The organism is Gordonia otitidis NBRC 100426 (assembly GCF_000248075.1).
Lineage (GTDB): Bacteria > Actinomycetota > Actinomycetes > Mycobacteriales > Mycobacteriaceae > Gordonia > Gordonia otitidis.
The window spans coordinates 1-21,008 of sequence record NZ_BAFB01000075.1 but is presented as its reverse complement, the minus strand read 5'-3'; the positions used below and the strand labels follow the sequence as shown (position 1 = coordinate 21,008).

At 66.2% G+C, this 21,008-nt stretch carries 14 protein-coding genes and 1 pseudogene; 9 read left to right on the top strand and 6 right to left on the bottom strand.

The features are described 5' to 3' along the window. Positions 1–732 precede the first annotated feature (732 nt). From GOOTI_RS27130 to GOOTI_RS06975, 5 genes and pseudogenes are all read left to right on the top strand, one after another. Complete coding sequence (locus GOOTI_RS27130) at positions 733–1,011, top strand: hypothetical protein (RefSeq protein WP_007237867.1); 279 nt, start codon at positions 733–735, stop codon at positions 1,009–1,011. Further along, positions 1,008–1,625 carry a type II secretion system F family protein gene (locus tag GOOTI_RS06990; RefSeq protein WP_007237866.1) on the top strand — a complete coding sequence of 206 codons (618 nt, stop codon included), beginning with the start codon at positions 1,008–1,010 and terminating at the stop codon, positions 1,623–1,625. Before GOOTI_RS27130 ends, GOOTI_RS06990 begins: the two co-directional genes overlap by 4 nt. A gap of 116 nt (positions 1,626–1,741) precedes the next feature. Continuing rightward, entirely contained in the window at positions 1,742–1,975 is a 234-nt protein-coding gene (locus GOOTI_RS06985) for a DUF4244 domain-containing protein (RefSeq protein WP_007237865.1), read from the top strand. Position 1,976: 1 nt separating this feature from the next. Then, positions 1,977–2,353, top strand: a pseudogene (locus tag GOOTI_RS06980) (TadE family type IV pilus minor pilin). 41 nt (positions 2,354–2,394) lie between these two features. After that, a complete protein-coding gene (locus tag GOOTI_RS06975) occupies positions 2,395–2,796 on the top strand; it encodes an Rv3654c family TadE-like protein (RefSeq protein ID WP_007237863.1) in 402 nt (133 codons plus the stop codon). Between the two features lie 86 nt (positions 2,797–2,882). Here the strand turns inward: GOOTI_RS06975 and GOOTI_RS06970 are convergent, their stop codons facing one another. Next, positions 2,883–3,416, bottom strand: a complete 534-nt coding sequence (locus GOOTI_RS06970) for a hypothetical protein (protein ID WP_007237862.1) — start codon at positions 3,414–3,416, stop codon at positions 2,883–2,885. Between the two features lie 322 nt (positions 3,417–3,738). Here GOOTI_RS06970 and GOOTI_RS06965 point away from each other — a divergent pair, with 322 nt between their 5' ends. After that, positions 3,739–6,612: a helix-turn-helix transcriptional regulator gene (locus tag GOOTI_RS06965; protein ID WP_233425440.1), complete on the top strand. Its 2,874-nt coding sequence runs from the start codon at positions 3,739–3,741 to the stop codon at positions 6,610–6,612. Positions 6,613–6,667: 55 nt separating this feature from the next. On the opposite strand, the gene GOOTI_RS06960 is transcribed toward GOOTI_RS06965, so the two are convergent. The 4 genes from GOOTI_RS06960 to sftH form a co-directional block, all read right to left on the bottom strand. Then, positions 6,668–8,995: a LuxR family transcriptional regulator gene (locus tag GOOTI_RS06960; RefSeq protein WP_007237859.1), complete on the bottom strand. Its 2,328-nt coding sequence runs from the start codon at positions 8,993–8,995 to the stop codon at positions 6,668–6,670. 164 nt (positions 8,996–9,159) lie between these two features. Next, positions 9,160–10,839, bottom strand: coding sequence for a prolipoprotein diacylglyceryl transferase (locus tag GOOTI_RS06955; RefSeq protein ID WP_039993692.1), 1,680 nt, complete (start codon positions 10,837–10,839; stop codon positions 9,160–9,162). Positions 10,840–11,072: 233 nt separating this feature from the next. Further along, positions 11,073–12,695: a hypothetical protein gene (locus tag GOOTI_RS06950; protein ID WP_138985202.1), complete on the bottom strand. Its 1,623-nt coding sequence runs from the start codon at positions 12,693–12,695 to the stop codon at positions 11,073–11,075. 163 nt (positions 12,696–12,858) lie between these two features. Further along, positions 12,859–15,234 carry a DEAD/DEAH box helicase gene (sftH, locus tag GOOTI_RS06945; RefSeq protein WP_039993691.1) on the bottom strand — a complete coding sequence of 792 codons (2,376 nt, stop codon included), beginning with the start codon at positions 15,232–15,234 and terminating at the stop codon, positions 12,859–12,861. 402 nt (positions 15,235–15,636) lie between these two features. On the opposite strand from sftH, the gene GOOTI_RS06940 reads away from it, so the two are divergent. The 3 genes from GOOTI_RS06940 to topA all read left to right on the top strand — a co-directional run bounded on the left by GOOTI_RS06940 (position 15,637) and on the right by topA (position 19,932). Next, positions 15,637–15,840: a cold-shock protein gene (locus GOOTI_RS06940; RefSeq protein WP_005171662.1), complete on the top strand. Its 204-nt coding sequence runs from the start codon at positions 15,637–15,639 to the stop codon at positions 15,838–15,840. A 159-nt stretch (positions 15,841–15,999) separates the two neighbouring features. Beyond that, on the top strand, positions 16,000–16,602 hold the full coding sequence (locus GOOTI_RS06935) for a hypothetical protein (RefSeq protein WP_007237855.1): 603 nt from the start codon (positions 16,000–16,002) through the stop codon (positions 16,600–16,602). Between the two features lie 210 nt (positions 16,603–16,812). After that, positions 16,813–19,932, top strand: coding sequence for a type I DNA topoisomerase (gene topA / locus GOOTI_RS06930; RefSeq protein WP_007237854.1), 3,120 nt, complete (start codon positions 16,813–16,815; stop codon positions 19,930–19,932). A 117-nt stretch (positions 19,933–20,049) separates the two neighbouring features. On the opposite strand, the gene GOOTI_RS06925 is transcribed toward topA, so the two are convergent. After that, a partial coding sequence (locus GOOTI_RS06925; protein ID WP_007237853.1) for an adenylate/guanylate cyclase domain-containing protein occupies positions 20,050–21,008 on the bottom strand: 959 nt, incomplete at its 5' end.

Here is a 21,008-nt window from a genome sequence, read left to right as displayed (position 1 = left end):
TGCGAGTGGTCGTCGGGGTCAGTCGGACCGCCGGTGGCGCGCGGGGCGTCGTCGAGGTCGGTCTCGTCTCGCGCAACACCGAGGGCTGGGTGACGATTCTGCCGATCTGGTTGCGCAGCAGTGGGTTCACCGAGCATCGTGCGGAGTTCGACGCACTCGTCGAGGAGCGCCTGTGAGTCTCGTGCTCGCGGCATTCGCGATCGCTGTGACGTGGTGGCCGGCGAGTCGGATCGAGAGTCGCATGGAGTCGGTGGCCGGACGCGTTGGTGCACAACGAATCCGTGTGTCCCCGGCCGTGCTCGTTCTGCTCTGCGCGCCGATCGTGGCGCTGTCGGTGGGCGGGTTCGCAGGCGCAGGGGCGTCGTCGATCGTCGTGGCACTTGTCGTCTGGCTGCGTCGGCGTAGGCGTCGGACGGCCGAACACGAGGAACAGCGCGACGACATGCTGACCGCATTGGGGTTGATGATCGCCGAACTTTCCGTGGGGGCACCCCCGGCTCGCGCGTGTGCTGAGGCAGCACAGGAGCTCTCGCGTCAGCGCGGTGCGACCTGCGAGGTCGCCGAGGGGCTTACGGTATTGGCGGCTCGCGCCGAGCTGGGCGGTCGCATCGTCGTCGACCAGGACGACGCGCATGGCGTTTCACGGTCCCGGCAGTCCGCCTCGACGTCGACGTTGCAGTCATGGCGGCGTATCGCGGTCGCGTGGCAGACCGCTGAGCATCGGGGGTCCCCATGGCGGACCTGCTCGAGGCGCTACGAGCCGATCTGGTCGCGCGACGCGCATTCACCGAGCGCACTCGCGCCGGGCTCGCCGGGCCGAGGGCGACTGCGGTTGTGCTGGCCGGATTGCCTCTCCTCGGAATCGGTCTGGGTCAGGCAACCGGCGCGCAGCCCGTTCAGGTGCTTCTCGGCGGAGGTCTCGGTGGTGCGCTGCTGGTGATCGGGACCGCACTGGTGGCTGCGGGCATGATCTGGACCGAGCGCATCACCGACAAGGTCGTGCGCGGATGACGGCGACATCGCTGGCGTTGATGCTGCTCGCCGCCGCAGCATGGCTTCTGCCGCCCCAGCGCTGGTTGCTGTATCGGGTGGTCGAGCCTCCCGTGCGCCCGCGAGGTGAACCACGGTGGCTCGGTGCATCGCGTGACGTCGACGACCCATTCGCCGTGGCGGCGGCGCTCGACCTGTTCGCGGTGTGCCTGCGTGCGGGGCTCACGGTGCCAGCAGCGGCGGTCGCGGTTTCGCACACAGCGCCTGCGGCATTGGCGCGGCCGCTGACGGAGACCGCGGAACTCCTCGAACTCGGTGCCGAACCCGAGCGCGCGTGGTCGACGCAACCGGTGGGTGAGGGTGCTCGTCGCAAAAAAGGCGCGGCGGATCATTTCGAGCAGTTGTCGATGCTCGCGCGCCGGTCGGCGAGGGCGGGGTCGGCGCTGTCGGTGCAGGTATCCGAACTCGCCACGGAGACCAGGCGTCGCGCTCACGACGATGCGCATGCACGCGCCGAGCGCGCCGGTGTGCTGGTGAGCGGTCCGCTCGGTCTGTGCTTCCTACCCGCGTTCGTCTGTCTCGGCATCGTGCCCGTGGTGATCGGTCTGGCAGGCACCACGCTCGCCGGGCTCTAGACATGCACTCCGTCGAGACGTCGCCAGGTTTTTCCAACCCGATGGATCTCTCGCCGGGGTCTCAACGTCAAAGCACCACCACACCAATCAGTTCCACCCGAATGAAAGGTCGACCCATGAAGATCAACGATGCCACCCGTACCGCGGCGCAACGATTCACCACCCGCACCAATGCCACTCTGACCAGACTGATGACCGACGACGAGGGGATGAGCACGGCCGAGTACGCGATAGGCACGATTGCTGCCGCCGCTTTTGGTGCGATTCTGTACACGGTGGTCAGCGGCGACAACATCGTCAGTGCGTTGACCGGAATCATCACCAAGGCGCTCAACACGTCGGTGGGCTGAGATGCGTCTGCGACGGATGGTCGACGACGAGTCGGGGATGGTCACCATCGAAGGGGCGTATGCGATTTCGGCTGTCGTGGGGTCGTGATCCTGGCGGTCGGCGTGATCACCGCGGTGACGGCGCAGATTCGCTGCGCCGATGCTGCGCGTGAGGTGGCCCGGTTGACGGCTGCCGGTGATGATCACGCGCGTGCTGTGGGTGAGCAGATCGTGCCCGGTGCGCAGATCTCCATTGCGGTGCAGGCCGACCGGGTCGTTGTCGACGTCCGCCGGAGCGCTCCGATGATGCCGGGATTGACGTTGTCGGCGCGGGCGGTCGCGGTGCCCGAACCCGAGGGCACTGATCAGGTGATCATCGCGCCCGGAGTGTCGCGGTGAGGTGGCCACGTCGCTGCCTGTCACCCCGATGCGCGGAGAGGATGTGTGCCGAGCGACTGCCTGTGTCGATACGACACATCCGGCTGCTTCGCGACGACGACGGCTACGCGACCGTGGCAGCGGCAGGTGCGATCGCCGGTATCGCGGCGCTGCTCGTGTTGGTGATCTATGTCGGCGCCGCGACGTTGGCGCGGCACCGAGCGCAGTCGGCGGCCGACCTCGCGGCATTGGCTGCCGCGGCCGATCATGTTGCGGCGCGGGCTGATCCGTGTGCTACTGCCAGATCGGTCGTTGGAGAGCAACGACCGCGCGCCGAGGTGTTCGAGTGCAAGGTCGTCGGCGACGACGTGGTTGTCGGTGCTCGGGTATCTGTCTCGTTGGGGGCCTTGGGAATCCACGCCGCGTCCGCCCGCGCCCGGGCAGGGCCGGTCGATGACCCGTAGACGTCCTGGTTGCACCAGGTGAGCGAGTGTCCCGCGGCCGCGAAGCCTGACATCTGCAGCACCGACACGTGAGGGGGATGGTGGTGTCAGAGCGCGTCGTCGCCGATGTGGATGCGCTTGGGGTACACCCGCGTCGAATCCATCGGGGCGAACCACACATGGGAGAACGAGACCTCGGCGTCACCCCGATAGGCGAGGCGCAACCGCTCGCCCCTGGTGTTGGGGATGCGTGGCTGCACGGCGTCGACAAAGGGCGCCCAGTGCACCACTTCGCTTTCGGTGAGGAAGGCGCCCGCGGCGGCGTGGACGTCGCCGGAATCGCTGTCGGCAGCGAGGTAGACCTCGCCGAGTGCGGTGGCGATTCGCGGACCAACCATCGCACTCTGCAGGTACCACTGCGCGTTGTCGACGAGGTCGGCATCCAAACGTGCCGTGCACCACGCGAAGTGGATATCGAGCGCGTCGAGGGCCTGAGCCTCTGAGAAGAAGACGTCGGTCTCGCCGATCGACGCAGGCAGCTGATCGGCGGAGCCCGTCGGGCGCGCCAGCAGGAAGAACGCGGGACGCGCACGGGTAATGAGTGGCGACGGTGTCACGCGGTCGGGGGTCCCCTCATGCATCGTTCAAGTATCCCTGAGAACAGCCTGTGACAGGAGGTCATGGCGGGATTCGGTCTTTTTCGAGTCTTCGCGCGACCACACAGGAATCGGATCGATCGGTCTGCCGAGACCGCGAAGACCGCGAATACGCTGGTCATCGGTGGCGACGGCGAGGGTGGTGAGATCCCCACCCGTTCGATCGGGCAGTGGCCCAACCGGCGATGACGCAGGCGGCGGGGGTGGTCCGATATGTCCGCGATAGGCTGCGTGAGCAGCGGTCGGGTGCTCTGCGGGGAGTGCCTGTCCCGGTCCGCTCTCGTCGATGTCGTCTGGCCTGCGGGAGATGAACGGGGTGTCAACCGAAACCGTCACAGAGTCGTCCGGCAACGTCGCCGACGCTGTCGCCCGAGGTGCGTGCGGCCAGATGAGGCGGCTCGGGTCACTGATCGGTCGTGAAGGTGAGCAGGCGGCGCTCGCCGATCTCGTCGCAGCTGTGATCGCCGGCGATCCGTGCGACGCACTCGTCCGGGGAGCGCCCGGTACGGGAAAGACGGCGCTGGTGACGGCCGCCGCACACGAAGCACGACGAGCTGGTGCGATGGTTCTCCATGCGCGTGCGGTCGCTGTCGAACAGAGCCTGCCCTACGCAGTGCTCCAGGTGCTGCTGCTGCAGCATGTGGACGGACCGGCGTACGCCCGGCGACCCGATGTGCGACCGGACTACGTCTCGACCATTCGCCTCGCACTCGGACTCGACGTCGGACGGGTTCCGTCCGCAGCGGAGACCGGGTCTGCAGTCCTCTCGCTGGTCACCGAAATCGCCTCCGATACTCCGGTTCTCATCGTCGTCGACGACCTGCACCACGCCGACGAGGAGTCGGCAGTAGTCCTCGAGAGCATCCTGTCGGCACGATTGGCGAGGGTCGGTGTGCTGGCCGCGGCGTCGACAGACATTCGATGCGCCACAGGGCCGAGCACCTATATCGACGTCGGACCGCTCGACAACGATGCGGCGGCTGTCGTGCTGCGCCGAGCTCATCCGCTCATGGCTGCGCAAGTTCGGCGCCGCATCCTGCTGAGCGCCGGAGGCAACCCGCTGGCACTTCGCGCATTACCCGCGGAGCTACGCCACGATCAGCTCGACGGCTCGGCGTCGTTGCCCACGGTGCTACCGATGTCGACTGCATTGCGCACCAGACTGTTTCCGGACACCCCGGTGCTCCCGAGCGCGACGCGACGCATGCTCCTGATGCACGTCATCGACCCTGCTCTGCCAGTGGACGAACTCGTGACTGCCTTCGACGGGGCGTCGTTGCCGGAGCTCATCGCGCCAGCCGCGCGCGCAGGACTCGTCGAGGCGCACGGGTTGGCGTCGACCGCGGGGCCGGGTGCAGCCGAATTCCGTTTCCGGCGACCGCTCCTCGGCGCAGCGCTGATGAGTGCGGCCACCGACGACGAGCGGTCCTCTGCCTATCGTTCGCTCGCACGGTGCGCGCGACGAGCCACCACGGACGGGTTCGAGACGCACCTGGACGAGCTCGAGAGCTGTGTGATCACGGGGTTCGACGACGCGTCGGCTGCTCGGCTGGAGCGCGACGGCGAAGCCGATCTGTGGACAGGGAATTGGTCCCGAGGCCTGTTCCGGTTGCGACGTGCGAGCGAGCTGACCAGTGACCCTCGCGAACGTCATCGCAGACTCGCGCGTGCCACGCAGATTGCCGCGCGCGTCGATCACGCTGCTGCACAGCGGATGTTCGTCGACATGCAGACAGGGCAGCGACACTTCGAGGACTCGATGACCGACGCACTCGCAGCGTCGGCGATCATCGTGACCGACGACGACGGCGACGTCGACACCGCCTATCGGATGCTGCGGGAGGCACTCGAACGCACTGCCCCGCACGACCCCGACGATCCGCTCGTCGTCGAGGCGGTGGAAGCTCTTCGTGAGTTGTGCTGGCTCGGTGGGCGGACGTCGTTGTGGGAGGGATACCGACAGGTCGTGGGTGCCTCGTCGTCGAGTTTGTGGTCGGCGATCTGGAATGGGCCGGCGACGCTGTCGACCGACCGTCGCAAGTCCCTCGACATGCTGATAGCCCGACTGTCGGTTGAGGATTCGCCACTGCGGATCGCCGGGATTGCAGAGATGGCGGCGACGTTCGATCGGATCGACGAATGCCGCGGAGTGCTCGAAGACCTAGTCAGCATTGTCGACAGCGGTATCCGCAGTAATCTTCGCACTCCTGTCGGCGCGTCGATCGCTGCCGTCTGGGCGATGTTGTTGCTCGCGCAGGACGCTTTCCACCGGGGTGAATGGGACAGGACGACGGAACTGGCGCAGCAGGCCAGGTATGTCTGCGATGTCGACCGGCGCGCTTATCTCGGATGGCTCGCCGACTATGTGCTCGGCACGGTCGCCGCCGCGCGAGGAAACGTCGACGAGGTGGAGGATCTGGCCGCTCGCATGTGCTCCTGGGCCCTTCCGCGACGCGCATTCGTGTTCATCCGACTCGCTGAACACCTGCGGGCGCTGGTCGCCGGTGGGCAAGGAGATGTGGGCTCGGTCTACATCCATGCGACTGCTGTCAGCCCCGTCGCAGAGCTCGACCCCTACGTCACGATGTCGGCAACGGTAGCGTTCGATGTCGTTCGATCGGCGACACGCACAGGCCGCGACGACGAGGCGCGAGCACATGTCGCTGCCATGGACGAGATGCAGCTGTGGCGAATCTCGTCCCGGACGGCGATGATCCACCTCGCATGCCGAGCACTCGTCAGCAGCAGCGACCCGCGTCGGTTGTTCGAGCAGGCACTCGCAGTTCCCGGGGCGGAGCAGTGGGTGTTCGAGTACGCGCGCATCCAGTGCACCTACGGCATGGAGCTGCGTCGTGGACAAGAGCTCGTCGCAGCGAGACGCCACCTCGAGGCTGCGCGGTCGACGTTCGAGTCGCTCGGTGCGACCTCGTGGGCTGCGCGGGCGCAGGCGGAGCTCGACGCCACCGCCCCCACGCGCAACGTATCCGTGGATGAGCCTGCTTTGACCGCATACGAGCGGCGTATCGCGTCGATGGTGACGTCAGGGCTGTCGAACAAGGAGGTTGCCGAGCGCCTCGACATCTCTCACCGAACGGTCGGAAACCACCTGTACCGGATCTACGCCAAATTGGGTGTCGCGTCTCGCGTGGAGTTGCGCGACGCTCTTGCCGCGTCGAGGTAGGCCGGCGAAACGACGGCCCAGGGCGCGAGAGGCCGGGTGATTCGGTGTCGCCAGATCAGGCGAACACTGCGCAGTCACGCAACGCGGTACGAGACCGTACGCCCACGGCACGGTAAACGTGTGAGAGGTGACTGCTGACCGTGCTCGGGGAGATGCCCATCCGGGATGCTATGGCGCGGTTCGACATTCCCGACACCGCCATCTCTGCGATGCGTCGCGCGGTCGCAGAGATCTGGGGAGACGAGCCAACCGACGAGATGGCGGCAACCGGCTCGCCGAGCAGGCGCAGTTCACCGCTCGCGCGTGCCGACCAGTGTCCGGCTCCCAGCACGGTGAAGGTCGAGAGCGCTTGGTGGAGTTGCTCTCTCGCGGCTCGGACATCGCCGCTCATGCGCAACCGGTGACCGAGGTGCAAACGCACTCGCGCGAGGTCGAACGGCCAGCGATCGGCGCCGGGAGTACCGACAGCGCGCGCAGCCACCTCGCTGTCGTCGGTGAGGATCGCAGACGAACACAAGCGCAGAAAGGACAGGCGAGGGTCCGCGGTGTCGGCGACGTCGCTCAGCCCTGCGAGTATTGCCCGCGTGGCCGACTGTGATCCGGTTTCCCGCGCGGCTTCGGCCAGATCGATCATTCCGCGGTCGCCGCGGGCGATGATGTCGACCGGCCCGTCCTTTCCTGCGCGGAGCAGTCGTAGTGCTCGTCGTGGATTGCCGGTACCGATCGCTGCTGCGGCGTACAGAAGGTTTCGATGCCGCATGACGCCGACACCGTTGGCCATCCAACCGGGGGCGGTGCTCGTGAGCAGTGCGATGTCGAGTTCACCGCGGTAGGCAGCCAACAGATGGCGCGATCGTGCCAGGTAGGCGTGCGCGTACAGTTGCAGACCCGACGCCGCGCACAGGGCCATTCCGTCGTCGAGTATTCGCTGTGCCTCGTCCCAGCGACCCGCACCGAGATAGTGCGAACCGAGCATCCATGCTGCGCACACCGACGACGTCACGGATGACCGTGGATCCGACCACACCCTGTGCAGTGCTGCACGCCACCAGTAGCTACTACTGCGGGAGGTGGCGACGAACGCACTGCGCACTATGTCGGCCGCGTCCGCGGTGTGCTGCAGTGTGGCGATGAGTCGATCGAGCCAGTTGTCGAGAGGGTCCGCTGATGCCGGGGAACTCGAACACATCTGTGCCGCAACGCGTGCCCACTCGGGCGCCACAGCTTCATGCTGTGCGACGAGTGCCGCGAAGTCCGCCCAGAACTCGGGCCGGTCACCGAGATGGCACAGTTGCAGAAGTGACCAGAGCGCGTCGTCGAGCATGCGATCGCCGGGGCCCGGCGGGTGCGCGCGGATCGCTGTCGCGAACGTGCGCTGCGCCTCACGGATGGATTCGGGGGCCTTCGCCGACAGATATGAGCGTGCAACGACCGCCTCGAGTGACCGGGTCGCACTCGGGTCGACACGGAGCGCCTGCTCGAGAAGAGATGTGGCGGTGGGGATGTCGGCGTTCGCGGCGGACACGAGCGCCGACGCAGCAGCAAGTCGCCGAGCCTTCGCAGCAGGATCGACGGTGCTGGCGGCACTGAGTCTGAACGTCTTTGCGGCGGTGTGGGAATCGCCGTGTCGCAGTGCTTGCGCTGCGCAGCGCTGTAGCAGGTCGGGGCTTCCATCGTTGCGGAGTCCCACACCGGCGTGTTCGCTCCCGACTGTCGCCGACGAGGTCGCTGCGATCGCGAGGTAACCGGCACGAACGAGTTCACGCGGAAGGCCGTCGGAGCGGCGAGTGATAGAACGTCGCGTGGGGGCGTCGATTGTAGGAAAATGCTGTCGCAGGAACAGATCTGACGCATGCCCGTCTAGCGAAGTGATCGGCAGCGCGACGTCGACTGCGTGTCTGGGCAAGCCGACGGCACCGGGCGAGCATGCCGTGACCAGTTTGACCCCGGTTCCCGCAAGTCGGCGACTCAGATAGGAGAGGGTCTGCGCGGCAGCGTCGTCGAGCCTGTCGGCGTCGTCGAGACAGATCATCAGGCGATCAGAACGTGTCGTGCGTGCCAGGCTCAGGAGCATCTGGCGCGATGTGATGTCGGTTGCGTCCGAGTCGTCCCCGCACCGCGTGGGTTGCACCGGGACAGGATCGGCGGAGTCGCGAAGTTCCGCGGCCACCGCTGTCAGCGCCGCGTGGGAACCCTCTCTCGCGTCGATTCGTACGACGCGTGTCCCCGCGTCGGCTGCCATACGTTCCGTCGCGAGCAGCAGGGTGGTGAGTCCGGTCCCCGCCACGCCGACGAGTGCTGCGGAGTGGTCCGTCGTGGACGTGACGAATTCGGCCAACTGCGCCAGCACATTGTCGCGCCCGACGAGACCGTGTGACTCCACCGATCACCACCCGTGCATGTGAGTCAAGTTACTTGTCAGTACGAATCACAAGATAGACCACAGCGACGGTGGCGAATTGTCCGGGTTGGTGACCGTGCGGGCAGGACAGACATGCGACGGTGCCCACGACCTTCCCGAGCAGGTCGTGGGCACCAGATCGCGGGTCAGTCCGACGCAGATCCGCCAGACGATCCGCTGGTGCTCGCCGCGCTAGCCGTGGTGGGAGATGCGTTCGAGGACGCGGGAGGCTCCGCCGAAGTGCGGCCACTCTCTGCCGCTCCGCGGTACGCCGACCCTGCGTCCGCCGAATCGCTGGGTGCCGGGGTAGCAGACTCGGGCGAAGCTTTCTCGCTCGCGGAATCCCCGGCGGAGGACTGCCCGGTCTCGGAGATGCCGGCGTCCGGGGTGTCCGTCGCGGCAGTTTCTGGCATGGTCGCCGTCTGCGATGTGGCGTTGTCCGACTCGGCGCTACTCGAGTCGGTGCGTTCCCGGTCGGCATCGTTCGACGCCGGATCGTCGGATGTCGACGTTGTGGACGGCGAGTTCGACGGCACGGCAGATTCCGGTACGGAAGTCGACTCCGATGTGATTGTCGAATCCGAAGTGACTGCGGAATCCGATGCTGCTGAGGCAGAGTCGGCGGCTTCGTGTGACTTCTCACCCGACGTCGCGACGACGGGTGAGCTTGCGACGGCCGATGCGTCGACCGTGTACGAGGACGTCGACGAGCTCTGGGGCGCCAGGGCGTCGGCGATTCTGCCCTGGATGTACTGCAGCGCACCGAGTGTGCCCGGCAGGAAGATCTTGATCTCGCCGTCGTCGAACGTGATGTTCAGTTTCGGACCCAGCAGGCCGCCGTTGACCACCGGGTAGTCGCCGAGGCCGATCATGTCGCCGACGCTCGGGCCGTAGCCGCCGTTGAGGAGACCGTCGAGCATGACTCCCGGCGCCTGCAGCAGTGCAGAGGCGACAGCATCCATATCCCCGGCAGCAACGCCGTCGACGACGGTCTGGACGGCGTGCCCAAGGGCACCGATGCCGCCACCGAGCGGGCTGATGATGCCCATGCCCGCGAACAGAGCGACTTCCTGGAGTTGGCCGACGACCCGCTTGCCCGCGTTGAACGGTTCGGACAATGCCGCACTGATCTGATCGTTGGGAACCGCTCCGGCCAGTGCCAGACCCAGATCGAGCGGCACGTCCAGGATCTTCCCGAGCGCAGGCAGCAACGGGCCCGACGAGGGATTGATCGCCGCGAAGATCGGAACCACCGCGACCATCAGCATGTTGTTCATCGCGGATTCGATGTCGCCCGCCCGTAGCGCATCGGTGACCGCCTCGAGCAGCGGCGGAACGTCGTCGCGCAGTGCGTCGGCCACGTCCTGTCCCGCGCCCGTCAGCCCCGTGCCGAGGTCGGTGACCGATGCGGTTGCTTCCTTCCACAGGGCAGCGAAGTCGGGCGACTTGCCTGTCGTCCACTTGCCGTCGGCGACCCCGCCGGCGACGCCGGTGATCAGGTTGAGCTGGTTCTGCAACACCTGGCTCAGGATCGGGAATGCCTTGTCGGACGAATTGGCCTGCAGTTGTTTGATGTTCGCGAGTGCCCGCTCGACGGCGTCGGCGTAGATCCCGGCCGGGTCGACCGCGGCCTCGGAGGCGAGCGCCGCTATGCCCGTGGACCCGGACAGAGCAATGCGAGCCGGTGACGACGCTGTCACGGGCTTGTCGGCGATCGTCGCCGCCTGGCTCATGGTCGGTACTGCTGCGATCACCGCCGCACTCGCGACGGACATTCCGGCGAGGGCCAGTGCGCCCACCCCCGGGCGAACGGCAACGTTTCTCATGCTCACTCCTAGTCAGCGGTGACAGAGGTCTGATCCGCGTCGGCCCCCGACCGTCCGCCGCTCCACCGCGTCCCGTCACCACCCGGACGCGTCGACGTCGAGAATGCATCGTTAGCGCAACAAATTGAGTCGGAATCTGGAAGCGCGTAGCCGTATGACTCAGCTTGTGGCCCACAACTCGGCGCCCACGACAAGAGGTCGCGGGCGCCGAGATACTGATAGAGGGGGTGCGATCAACTCCTCGTGGCGGAACCACTTGTCGACGACGAGGCGGTACCTACCGACGTGCTGCTCGACTGTGTACCGCTCACCGACGTGTCGTTCGACGTGCTGCTCGACGACGTGCTGCTCGGTGGAGTGCTGCTCGATGACGTGTCGTTCGACGTCGACGGTGAAGCATCGGACGAACTGCCGCCGCTCGGGGACTCGACGGCCGGGGATTTCACGTCGCCGCCTATCGCGGAGTTCGTACCGGACTCGGATGTCGAGGTCGTCGGCGCGGTGGCGGTGGAGGCCGGTGAGTTGGACTTGTCGGCGCTCGATGATTGCGAGGTCGAATCCGTGTGATCGCTTGTGGCGTCGGCAGATCGGCTCGTAGCTGCGGACTCGTCGGCGGCGTTGCCGGGAGTGCCGGGTGCATCGGCGACGGTCACCGTCGGCAGCACCGTGTTGTCGGCGGTCTGTGCCTTCACCAGCGCGCCCATGTCGGCGCTGACGGTCTTGGGCGGAACCGGCGTGATGGCCTTCAGAATGTCCTGCTGGATCCTCTGCAGTACCCATCCGGTGCCCGGCAGGATGGCCGCGCGGTTGCCGTCCGCGTCTTTGCCGAAGAGTTGCATCGGTCCGCCGAGCAGACCACCGCTGACCACGCGGAGGCTGTCGCCGAAGCCGACCAGGCCGGCGACACTCGGTCCGTAGCCACCGTGCAGGAAGCCGTCGAGCGTGATGGCAGGCGCCTGGATCAGCGCATTCAGCGCAGCATCGAGGTCGTTGTCTCCCAGCGCGTTCACCACGTTCTGCACACCACGACCGAAGCCGCCGAGTCCGCCCGCCACCGGGCTGATGAGGCCCATGCCGATGTAGTTGAAGTCGTCCTTGAGCACGACATCGAGCACCTTCGACGCGTTCTTCAGTGGTTGTGACACCGCGCCGGCGATGTCGGCGTTGGGAATCACGCCGGCCGCGAGAAGCCCGGCGTTGAGCGGGATGTTGAGGATCTGTAGGAGCGACGCCGTCGCACCGCCGTTCACTCCCGGCTTGATCAGTGCGTATACGGGCGTGATGACCGCCATCATCAGGTTGTTCATCGCTCCTTCGATGTCACCTGTGGCAAGTGACGTCGATACAGCGTCGAGCAGCTTGGGGAGTTGCTCCCCGAGTGCTTTCGTCACGTTGTCCTTGATCACGGTGCCAGCGACGTCGAAACCGTCGAGAACCGCCTGGATCTGGGTTTGCAGTGACGAGAAGTCCGGAGCCGCCCCGTGAGTCCATTCTCCGGCGACCGCACCGTCGACGACTCCGTCGACAAGCGCACTCTGGTTCGCCAGCAACTGGGTGAGAATCGGGTACTCGTCTTTGGGGGCTGTCTTCTGCAGCTTGTCGATGGCGGTCTGAGCCTTGGCGAGCACCGTCTGATAAATCGCGAGCGGATTGGTGGCGGCCGCAGGTGCTGCGCCGGCGAGTGTGGCCGCCGCTGTCGTAGTGGCGGTGTTCAGCGCCGTGGCCGCGGGCGAGGCCGTGGCGTATGTGGCTGCCTGGCTCATCGATGGGACGGCCCCGATCACCGCGGCGCTCGCCACGGAGACCCCGGCGAGGGCCATCATGCTCGCCCGAGGGCGAACGGCAGCGTTCGTCATTGTCACTCCTTGAAACCGGTGGCGTGCAGTCGAGACGTCGACGTCTCGATGCGGACGCCGACGGTTGGGGGGCCGTCGCCACATCCCGGCGCCTCACCGCCGATGACTGTGCACGGCGGACTGCCAGAAAGGACGAATCGCCGCAAGCGCGTGGACGAATGACTCAGCTTGCGAGGTGAGTCATACCCCGGATCAGGTGTGTGATAGATCGCAGTACGTCCAGGGCGCCGGCCTTGTCGAGCGGTTCGTTGCCGTTACCGCACTTGGGTGACTGCACGCACGACGGACAGCCCAGCTCGCAGCCGCAATCGGCGATGGCATCCGCGGTCGCGGCGATCCAGGTCGCGAACTCGCCGAACCCGCGTTCGGCAAAGCCGGCGCCGCCCAGGTAGCCGTCGTAGACGAAAACGGTCGGTAGTCCCGTGTCGGGATGCAGGTTGGTCGAAAGTCCGCCGATGTCCCACCGGTCGCACGTCGCGACGAGGGGGAGCAGGCCGATGGCGGCGTGCTCGGCGGCGTGCAGGGCGCCGGGCAGTCGCGTCGCATCGATGCCGATGTCGGCGAGGGTCTCCGGGGTCAACGTGTACATGACCGCGCGCGTGTGCAGGGTCTGCCGCGGCATGTCGAGTTCGACCGCGTCGAGCACTTCGCCGGACGGAAGCTTCCGCAGATAACCCACCACCTGATGGCTCACGTCGACGGCGACGAAGGCGACGGACAGTGGCCCGTACGACCTCGATTCGATCACCGATGTCACCGACACCTCGGTGGTCTCACGTGCCGACGTGGTCCAGTCGGGTTCCTCGGGGTGCGCCAGCGCAAGCCCCTCCTCGAGGTCGAGTTCGTCGACGACGTAGCTTTCGCCCTGGTGGATGTGGACGGCACCCGGATGCACCGTCGCCGGTGCGCGACCGGCGTCGACCGTGCCGAGCAACTCCGATGACGACTGGTCGACGATGAGTACCTGCCCGCCGATGCCGCCGCGAATGTCGATGTCGCCGTGGGGTTCCACGCCCGCCGCGGGATACCAGCCCGCCTTGCGTTTGCGGAGCAGGCCGTCCGCGGCGAGTTCGGCCACTGCCTCGCTCGCTCCCCACCGTTCGATCTCGTTGTCGCCCAACGGATACTCGGTTGCCGCACACAGCAGGTGGGGTGCGAGGATGTAGGGATTTGTCGGGTCGATGACGGGTGCTTCGACCGGGGTGTCGAGCAGTGCGTGCGGGTGATGCACCAGATAGGTGTCGAGCGGATCGTCGCGGGCGACGAGCACCACGAGGGCGTCACCTGATTCACGTTGTCTGCCAGCACGTCCCGCTTGCTGCCAGAACGACGCGATGGTGCCCGGGTAACCGGCGATGATCACTGCGTCGAGTCCGGTGATGTCGACGCCGAGTTCGAGTGCATTGGTGGTGGCGACTCCGACAAGACTTCCGTCGGAGATGGCCGTCTCCAGCCGACGCCGATCGTCCGCCAGGTACCCCGCCCGGTAGGCGGCGACCTTCTCCACGAGCTCGGGAGCGCTGTGCGCCAGTAGATTACGGGCACCCAACGCTGTGATCTCGACGCCGCGTCTGCTTCGTCCGAAGCTCAGTGTGCGCGCGCCCTCGATGACGAAGTCGGCCAACAGGCGCGCCGACTCGGCGCCCGCGGATCGGCGTACCGGAGCGTTGTTCTCGCCGGTCACGCCCGGCAGGAAGTCGGGCTCCCACAGTGCGACGGTACGTTCGCCCCGCGGCGATCCGTCGTGCGTCACACCGACGGCAGGCTCGCCGATGAGTCGTTCGAGCGCTGCGGCCGGATCCGCGACGGTGGCGCTGGCGGCGATCACCGTCGGCTCCGACCCGCACGCACGTGCCAGACGAAGCAATCGACGCAACACCATCGCCGTGTTCGACCCGAACACCCCGCGGTAGTGGTGACATTCGTCGACGACGACGTAGCGCAGGTGCGCGAAGAACTGTCGCCACTGCCCACGCGACGGGCCGCCGGTGTGCGTGCCGGGCGTGGCGACGCCGGTGAGAATGCCGAGGTGCAGCATGTCGGGATTGGTGAAGATCCACCGTGAATGCGCTCGCGCCCACTGCCTGATCTCGGTCTCGGTGTCGCCGTCGTAGGCGCACGGTTGAAGATGAACAAAGTCTCGGCGTCCGGAGATGATCGACGTGAGTGCCTTGAGTTGATCGGCACCGAGTGCTTTGGTCGGACTCAGATACAGTGCGGTCGACTGTGGTTCGGCGAGAAGAGTCGTCAGAATTGGCATCTGGTACGACAATGATTTGCCAGATGCTGTTCCGGTGGCAATCGATACATGCCGACCTTTGAATACATGATCCGCGGCCACCGTCTGGTGAATCCACGGTTGCGTGATTCCACTATCGATCAGTGCGCTGCGTACCTCGTCTGACAACCATTCAGGCCATGGCGCGAAAGTCGGTGGGCGGGAATCGATTACCGAGAGGTGGGTTACCGGACTGGAGTCCGGATCGGTACCGGCGAGCGAGCGCCGAAGAAGTTCGGTGCCGAAAGTGGAGTGGTGCATAGACGAAATGTCGTGGTGACCGGGCGATCTCGGTGTCCGAGGACCCAACGGGTTCGAGCTCGTGATTATGTCCTATGGGCGGCCGGATTTCAGTGCACCTGATGTTACCTTTCGGTCTCGAAGCGCCGAAAATCGGGTGGTTTTGACTCAGAGTGATTGCGACGACTATCCAAGTCGCCACGAACATGATTGACTGATCTCGGCCGCAGCTCCCGGGCGGCCATCGCTCATTGCGGTGATCGCGCGGGATCGGGTTGCAGCCGTGGTACTGAAGTTGTCAGGCGGAGCGGTGTTCGTCCACGAACTCTCCCATCCGCGTTCTCCGAGGTATGGCGGTACGACCGGCCGCGACACGTGACCAGCGTGTCGGGACAGTTTGAATGTATGTAAAGGATTGCAGGAATGGCACAGGGGACTGTGAAGTGGTTCAACGCGGAGAAGGGCTTCGGCTTTATTGCTCCCGACGAGGGCAATGACGACGTGTTCGTCCACTACTCGGAGATCCAGGGCAACGGATTCCGTACCCTCGAGGAGAACCAGCGCGTGGAGTTCGAGGTCGGACAGGGCACCAAGGGTCCGCAGGCGACCGGCGTCCGCGCCGTCTGAGACTTCGGCTCATCTGACGAGCTTGATCGACACAACGCTCCCGTCCTCTCATGAGGGCGGGAGCGTTGCGTTGTCCTGACCCGCACATCCATCAGCAGTCCCACCCCGAGTTCTGCGCACCTCCCGACCGGCGCCGGTGCGGCACAGTAATCTCGTGCCGTGGGCCAATTGGCGTTCTTCTCGGCGGAACTCGACGAGCCGTCACTCGACGACCTCGGCGGCCTTCTCGCAGCGCACGGACAGTCGTCGCGCGTTGCCGGTAGCGGCTCCGGTGTGGGTGGTACGCGCGTATCGATCGTGCTCTCCGCACCGTGGCGGGCCGGCGCCGTCGTCGAGGAGATGCGCGCATGCGGCCTCGACACCGAGGTCTCGGAATCCGACGAGGGAAACCCGCTCGCCCGCAGTCAGGTCACCCCGCTCCTCGACGCCCTCCACGCCACATGGTCGCGAGGTGCGGTGAAGGCCGTTCCGAACGGATGGGTGCCGAGTGCGCGTGCGCTGCGGCTCTGGACCATCGCGGCAGGCTCCCACGACGCCGGGCACTACCAACTCGGACTCGACCCGCACGCGCCGGACACTCACGCCCAGCTCGCGACTGCGCTGATGCGAACCGGTATTGCCCCTACTCTGGTTGGCACACGAATCCACTCGCCTGCATTGCGGATCTCGGGTCGGCGTCGACTCGCCCGCCTCCGTGAGTACGTTGGTGAGGCGCCCTCGTATCCGGGAGCACGCGCTGCGTGGCCGGATAGCGGGGACTGACGAACGCCACATTCGTTCGCCCTCGGCATATTCGGTACTGACCTGGCGTTTTGATGGACGGCGTCGTCGAGTGCGGGGCCGAATGGTCGCTCATCGCAAATTCTGATGTGCAAATGGCGCTATACATAAGGTACAAACCTCAGACGAGACGAGACCTCACCCGTCGGCCGACCGGCACACGACGGGCAGGTCCAAAGCGAAGGACACCCGTTGGCCGAGACCAGCACCACAGCACCCCACACGGGAGACGCGATCCGACGACTCGTGATCGTCGAGTCGCCGACGAAGGCGCGCAAGATCGCGGGGTATCTGGGGGGCAACTACGTCGTGGAGTCGTCGCGCGGACACATTCGTGACCTGCCGCGCGGAGCTGCCGACGTACCGGCGAAGTACAAGGGTCAACCGTGGGCGCGACTCGGTGTCAACGTCGACGACAATTTCGAGCCGCTGTACGTGGTCTCGGCAGACAAGAAGTCGACGGTCTCCGAACTGAAGTCGTTGATGAAGGACGTCGACGAACTCTATCTCGCCACAGACGGCGACCGTGAGGGCGAGGCCATCGCCTGGCATCTGCTCGAGACGCTCAAGCCGAAGATCCCGGTCAAGCGCATGGTGTTCCACGAGATCACCGAACCCGCGATCCGCGCTGCGGCAGAGAACCCGCGTGACCTCGACATCGACCTCGTCGACGCTCAGGAGACCAGGCGCATCCTCGACCGCCTTTACGGCTACGAGGTCTCACCCGTGCTGTGGAAGAAGGTCATGCCGAAGCTGTCGGCGGGCCGCGTGCAATCGGTCGCGACGCGCATCATCGTCGAACGCGAGCGGGAGCGCATGGCTTTCGTGTCGGCGGAGTACTGGGACGTCGACGCGACGCTCGACGCCGGTGAGTCGACGACGCCGCGCACCTTCTCGTCGCGGTTGGTGTCCGTCGACGACGCGCGGGTCGCGGCAGGCCGCGACTTCGATTCGCGAGGCAACCTGAAGCGCGCGGACGGTGTCGTCGTGCTCGATCGCGAGCGGGCGACCGCGCTGGCCACGGCCCTCGACGGCGCCGACATGACGGTCACGTCGGTGGAGGAGAAGCCCTACACGCGCAAGCCGTATGCACCGTTCATGACCTCGACGCTGCAGCAGGAGGCCGGTCGCAAGCTGCGCTTCACCTCCGATCGCACGATGCGCATCGCACAGCGGCTGTACGAGAACGGCTACATCACCTACATGCGTACCGACTCGACGACGTTGAGTGAGTCGGCGATCAACGCTGCGCGTGCCCAGGCCCGAGACCTTTACGGCGCCGAGTTCGTACACGCAACGCCGCGGCAGTACAACCGCAAGGTCAAGAATGCGCAGGAGGCGCACGAGGCGATCCGTCCCGCGGGTGAGACATTCCGAACCCCGGGGCAGGTGGCCGGCCAGCTCGAGGCCGACGAGTTCCGCCTCTACGAGCTGATCTGGCAGCGGACCGTCGCATCGCAGATGGCCGACGCGCGCGGAACCACGTTGAGCCTTCGTATCGCCGGAACGGCGAGCGGTCCAGGCGGCAACGGTGAGCGCTGCACCTTCGCGGCGTCGGGCCGGACCATCACGTTCCCCGGTTTCCTCTCGGCATACGTCGAGACCGTCGACGAGCAGGCCGGTGGTCAGGCCGACAACGCCGAGACGCGCCTGCCGCAGCTGACCGAGGGACAGCACCTCACCGCGACCGACCTCGAGGCCGACGGGCACTCCACCAACCCGCCCGCGCGCTACACCGAGGCGTCGCTGGTCAAGGTGCTCGAAGAGCTCGGGATCGGCCGACCGTCGACCTACGCGTCGATCATCGGGACCATCCAGGACCGCGGCTACGTCGTGAAAAAGGGCAGCGCGCTGGTGCCGTCGTGGATCGCGTTCGCTGTCGTCGGGCTGATGGAGGCGTACTTCGAGAACCTCGTCGACTACGACTTCACGGCGTCGCTCGAGGACGACCTCGACCAGATCGCCAACGGCAACGAGAACCGCACCCGCTGGCTGACCGAGTTCTACTTCGGCGACAAGGCTGCAGACGAATCGACCACCGGCACGCAGGGCGAGCAACCAGAAATCTCAGGCTCCGACATCGCCAAGCACGGGGGTTTGAAGAAGCTCGTCGGGGTGAACCTCGAGGAGATCGATGCTCGCCAGGTCAACTCGATCAAGCTGTTCGACGACGAGCAGGGACGTCCGGTGTACGTGCGGGTCGGTCGATTCGGGCCCTACCTCGAACGGAATCTCGCCTCCGGGAGCGCAGCGAGCGGAGCGAATGTCACCGCCGGGAGCGGGGCGGATGCCACCGCCACGGCGTCGGATGCGGAGCCGGATCTGCAGCGGGCCAACCTGCCCGCGGACATGACTCCCGACGAGCTCACGCTCGAGGTCGCCGAGAAGCTGTTCTCGACACCTCAGGAAGGCCGGTCGCTCGGCGTCGACCCGGTCAGCGGCCACGAGATCGTCGCGAAGGAGGGGCGTTTCGGCCCGTACGTGACGGAGATCCTCCCCGATGAGGACGACGGCGATTCGGGCGGGGCTGCGCCTGCCACGATCCCTGCGGGTCCGACCCCACGCGACGGCGGTGAGGGTGGCGTGGTGCCGCTCGACGACGCACCAGCGGGCGGCGGGGGCACCGCGACCAAGACCGCTGCCAAAAAGACCGCGAAGAAGGCTGCCAAGAAGGCGGGTCCCAAGCCGCGGACCGGTTCGCTGTTCAAGTCGATGGACATCTCGACGGTGACGCTCGACGACGCGCTCAAGCTGCTCTCATTGCCGCGTGTCGTCGGTGCCGATCCCGAGTCGGGTGACGAGATCACCGCGCAGAATGGCCGCTACGGGCCGTATCTGAAGAAGGGCACCGACTCACGGTCGCTGGCCAACGAGGATCAGATCTTCGGGATCACGCTCGACGAGGCGCTCAAGATCTACTCCGAGCCGAAGCGTCGGGGACGGCAGGCAGCCGCGCCGCCGCTGCGCGATCTCGAGAAGAACGACGAGGTCAGCGACAAGCCGATGGTGATCAAGGACGGCCGCTTCGGACCGTACGTCACCGACGGTGAAACCAACGCCAGCCTTCGCAAGGGCGACGACGTCGCGACCATCACACCTGAGCGGGCGATGGAACTGCTCGCCGACCGTCGCGCCCGCGGACCGGCGAAGAAGGCCACGAAGAAGAAGGCGGCACCGAAGAAGACCGCGGCCAAGAAAACTGCGGCCAAGAAGACTGCTGCCAAGAAGACCGCGGCAAAGAAGACCACGGCGAAAAAGACAACGGCCAAGAAGACTGCGGCAAAGAAACAAGCACCGCCGGCCGAGGACTGATCTCGACAAGCTCGATCAACGGGTGGGGCTCGATCAACGGGTGGGCTCGATCAACGGGTACCCCCGCTGGTTGAGCAGGCCGCGAGCGCAGCGAGCTGCCGTGTCGAAACCACGCCGCTACCGCCGGTACGGCGACAGGTGTGGGCGGGCCAGCAGCGTCTCGATGCCCCGTCCGCGGAGTTCGACGCCCTCGCCGATGTCCCAGTTCTTCGCCTCTTCCGTGGATGAGAGGAACACCGCGCGGGCTGAACCGAGTACGCGGGTCGGTTCGTCCTTGGCCAGTTCGGTCAGGCGGGCGGCCTCGTTGACCGGGTCACCGATCACCGTGTACTCGAGGCGCTGTTCCGAGCCGATATGGCCCGCGATCGCCTTGCCCGCCGACACCCCGATGCCGATGTCGGTGTCGCCCAGCGTCTCGTAGAGTTCCTGCCGCATCTCCCGGGCTGCGGCAAGTGCCTTACCCGCAAAATCGTCGAGATTCAGGGGCGCGCCGAAGATCGCGAGCGCGGCGTCGCCCTGGAATTTGTTCACGAATCCACCGTGGCGTCCGACGACCGCGACGACGACGCGGAAGAACTGGTTCAGTAGGTCGACGACCTCTCGTGGCGGACGATTGACCGCCAGCCGCGTCGACCCGACGATGTCGACGAACAGCACACCGACGTAGCGCTCCTCGCCGCCGAGTTCGGTCCCGGTCTCTATGGCCTTACGTGCTACGTCCTCGCCGACGTACCGACCGAACAGGTTGCGCAACTGTTGTCGCTCGCGGAGATCGGCGACCATGTCGTTGAATCCGGCCTGTAGAAGCCCGAGGTCGGAGCCGTCGTAAATCTTGACCGAGGTGTTCAGGTCACCGTCGCTGACTCGTGTCTGCGCGCCACGGAGTTGCTTGATCGGGTCGTTGATGGCGCGGACGACGCGCACGATCGCCAGCAGACTGAACGCCAATGACGCGAGACACATCCACAGGATCGGGCGCAGCAAACCGACGGCGTCCGTGGAGATGAAGTGGATGCGCTGCAGCAGGATCAGTCCGACGATCACCACCATCGGCGCGACGACGCTGATCACCCAGA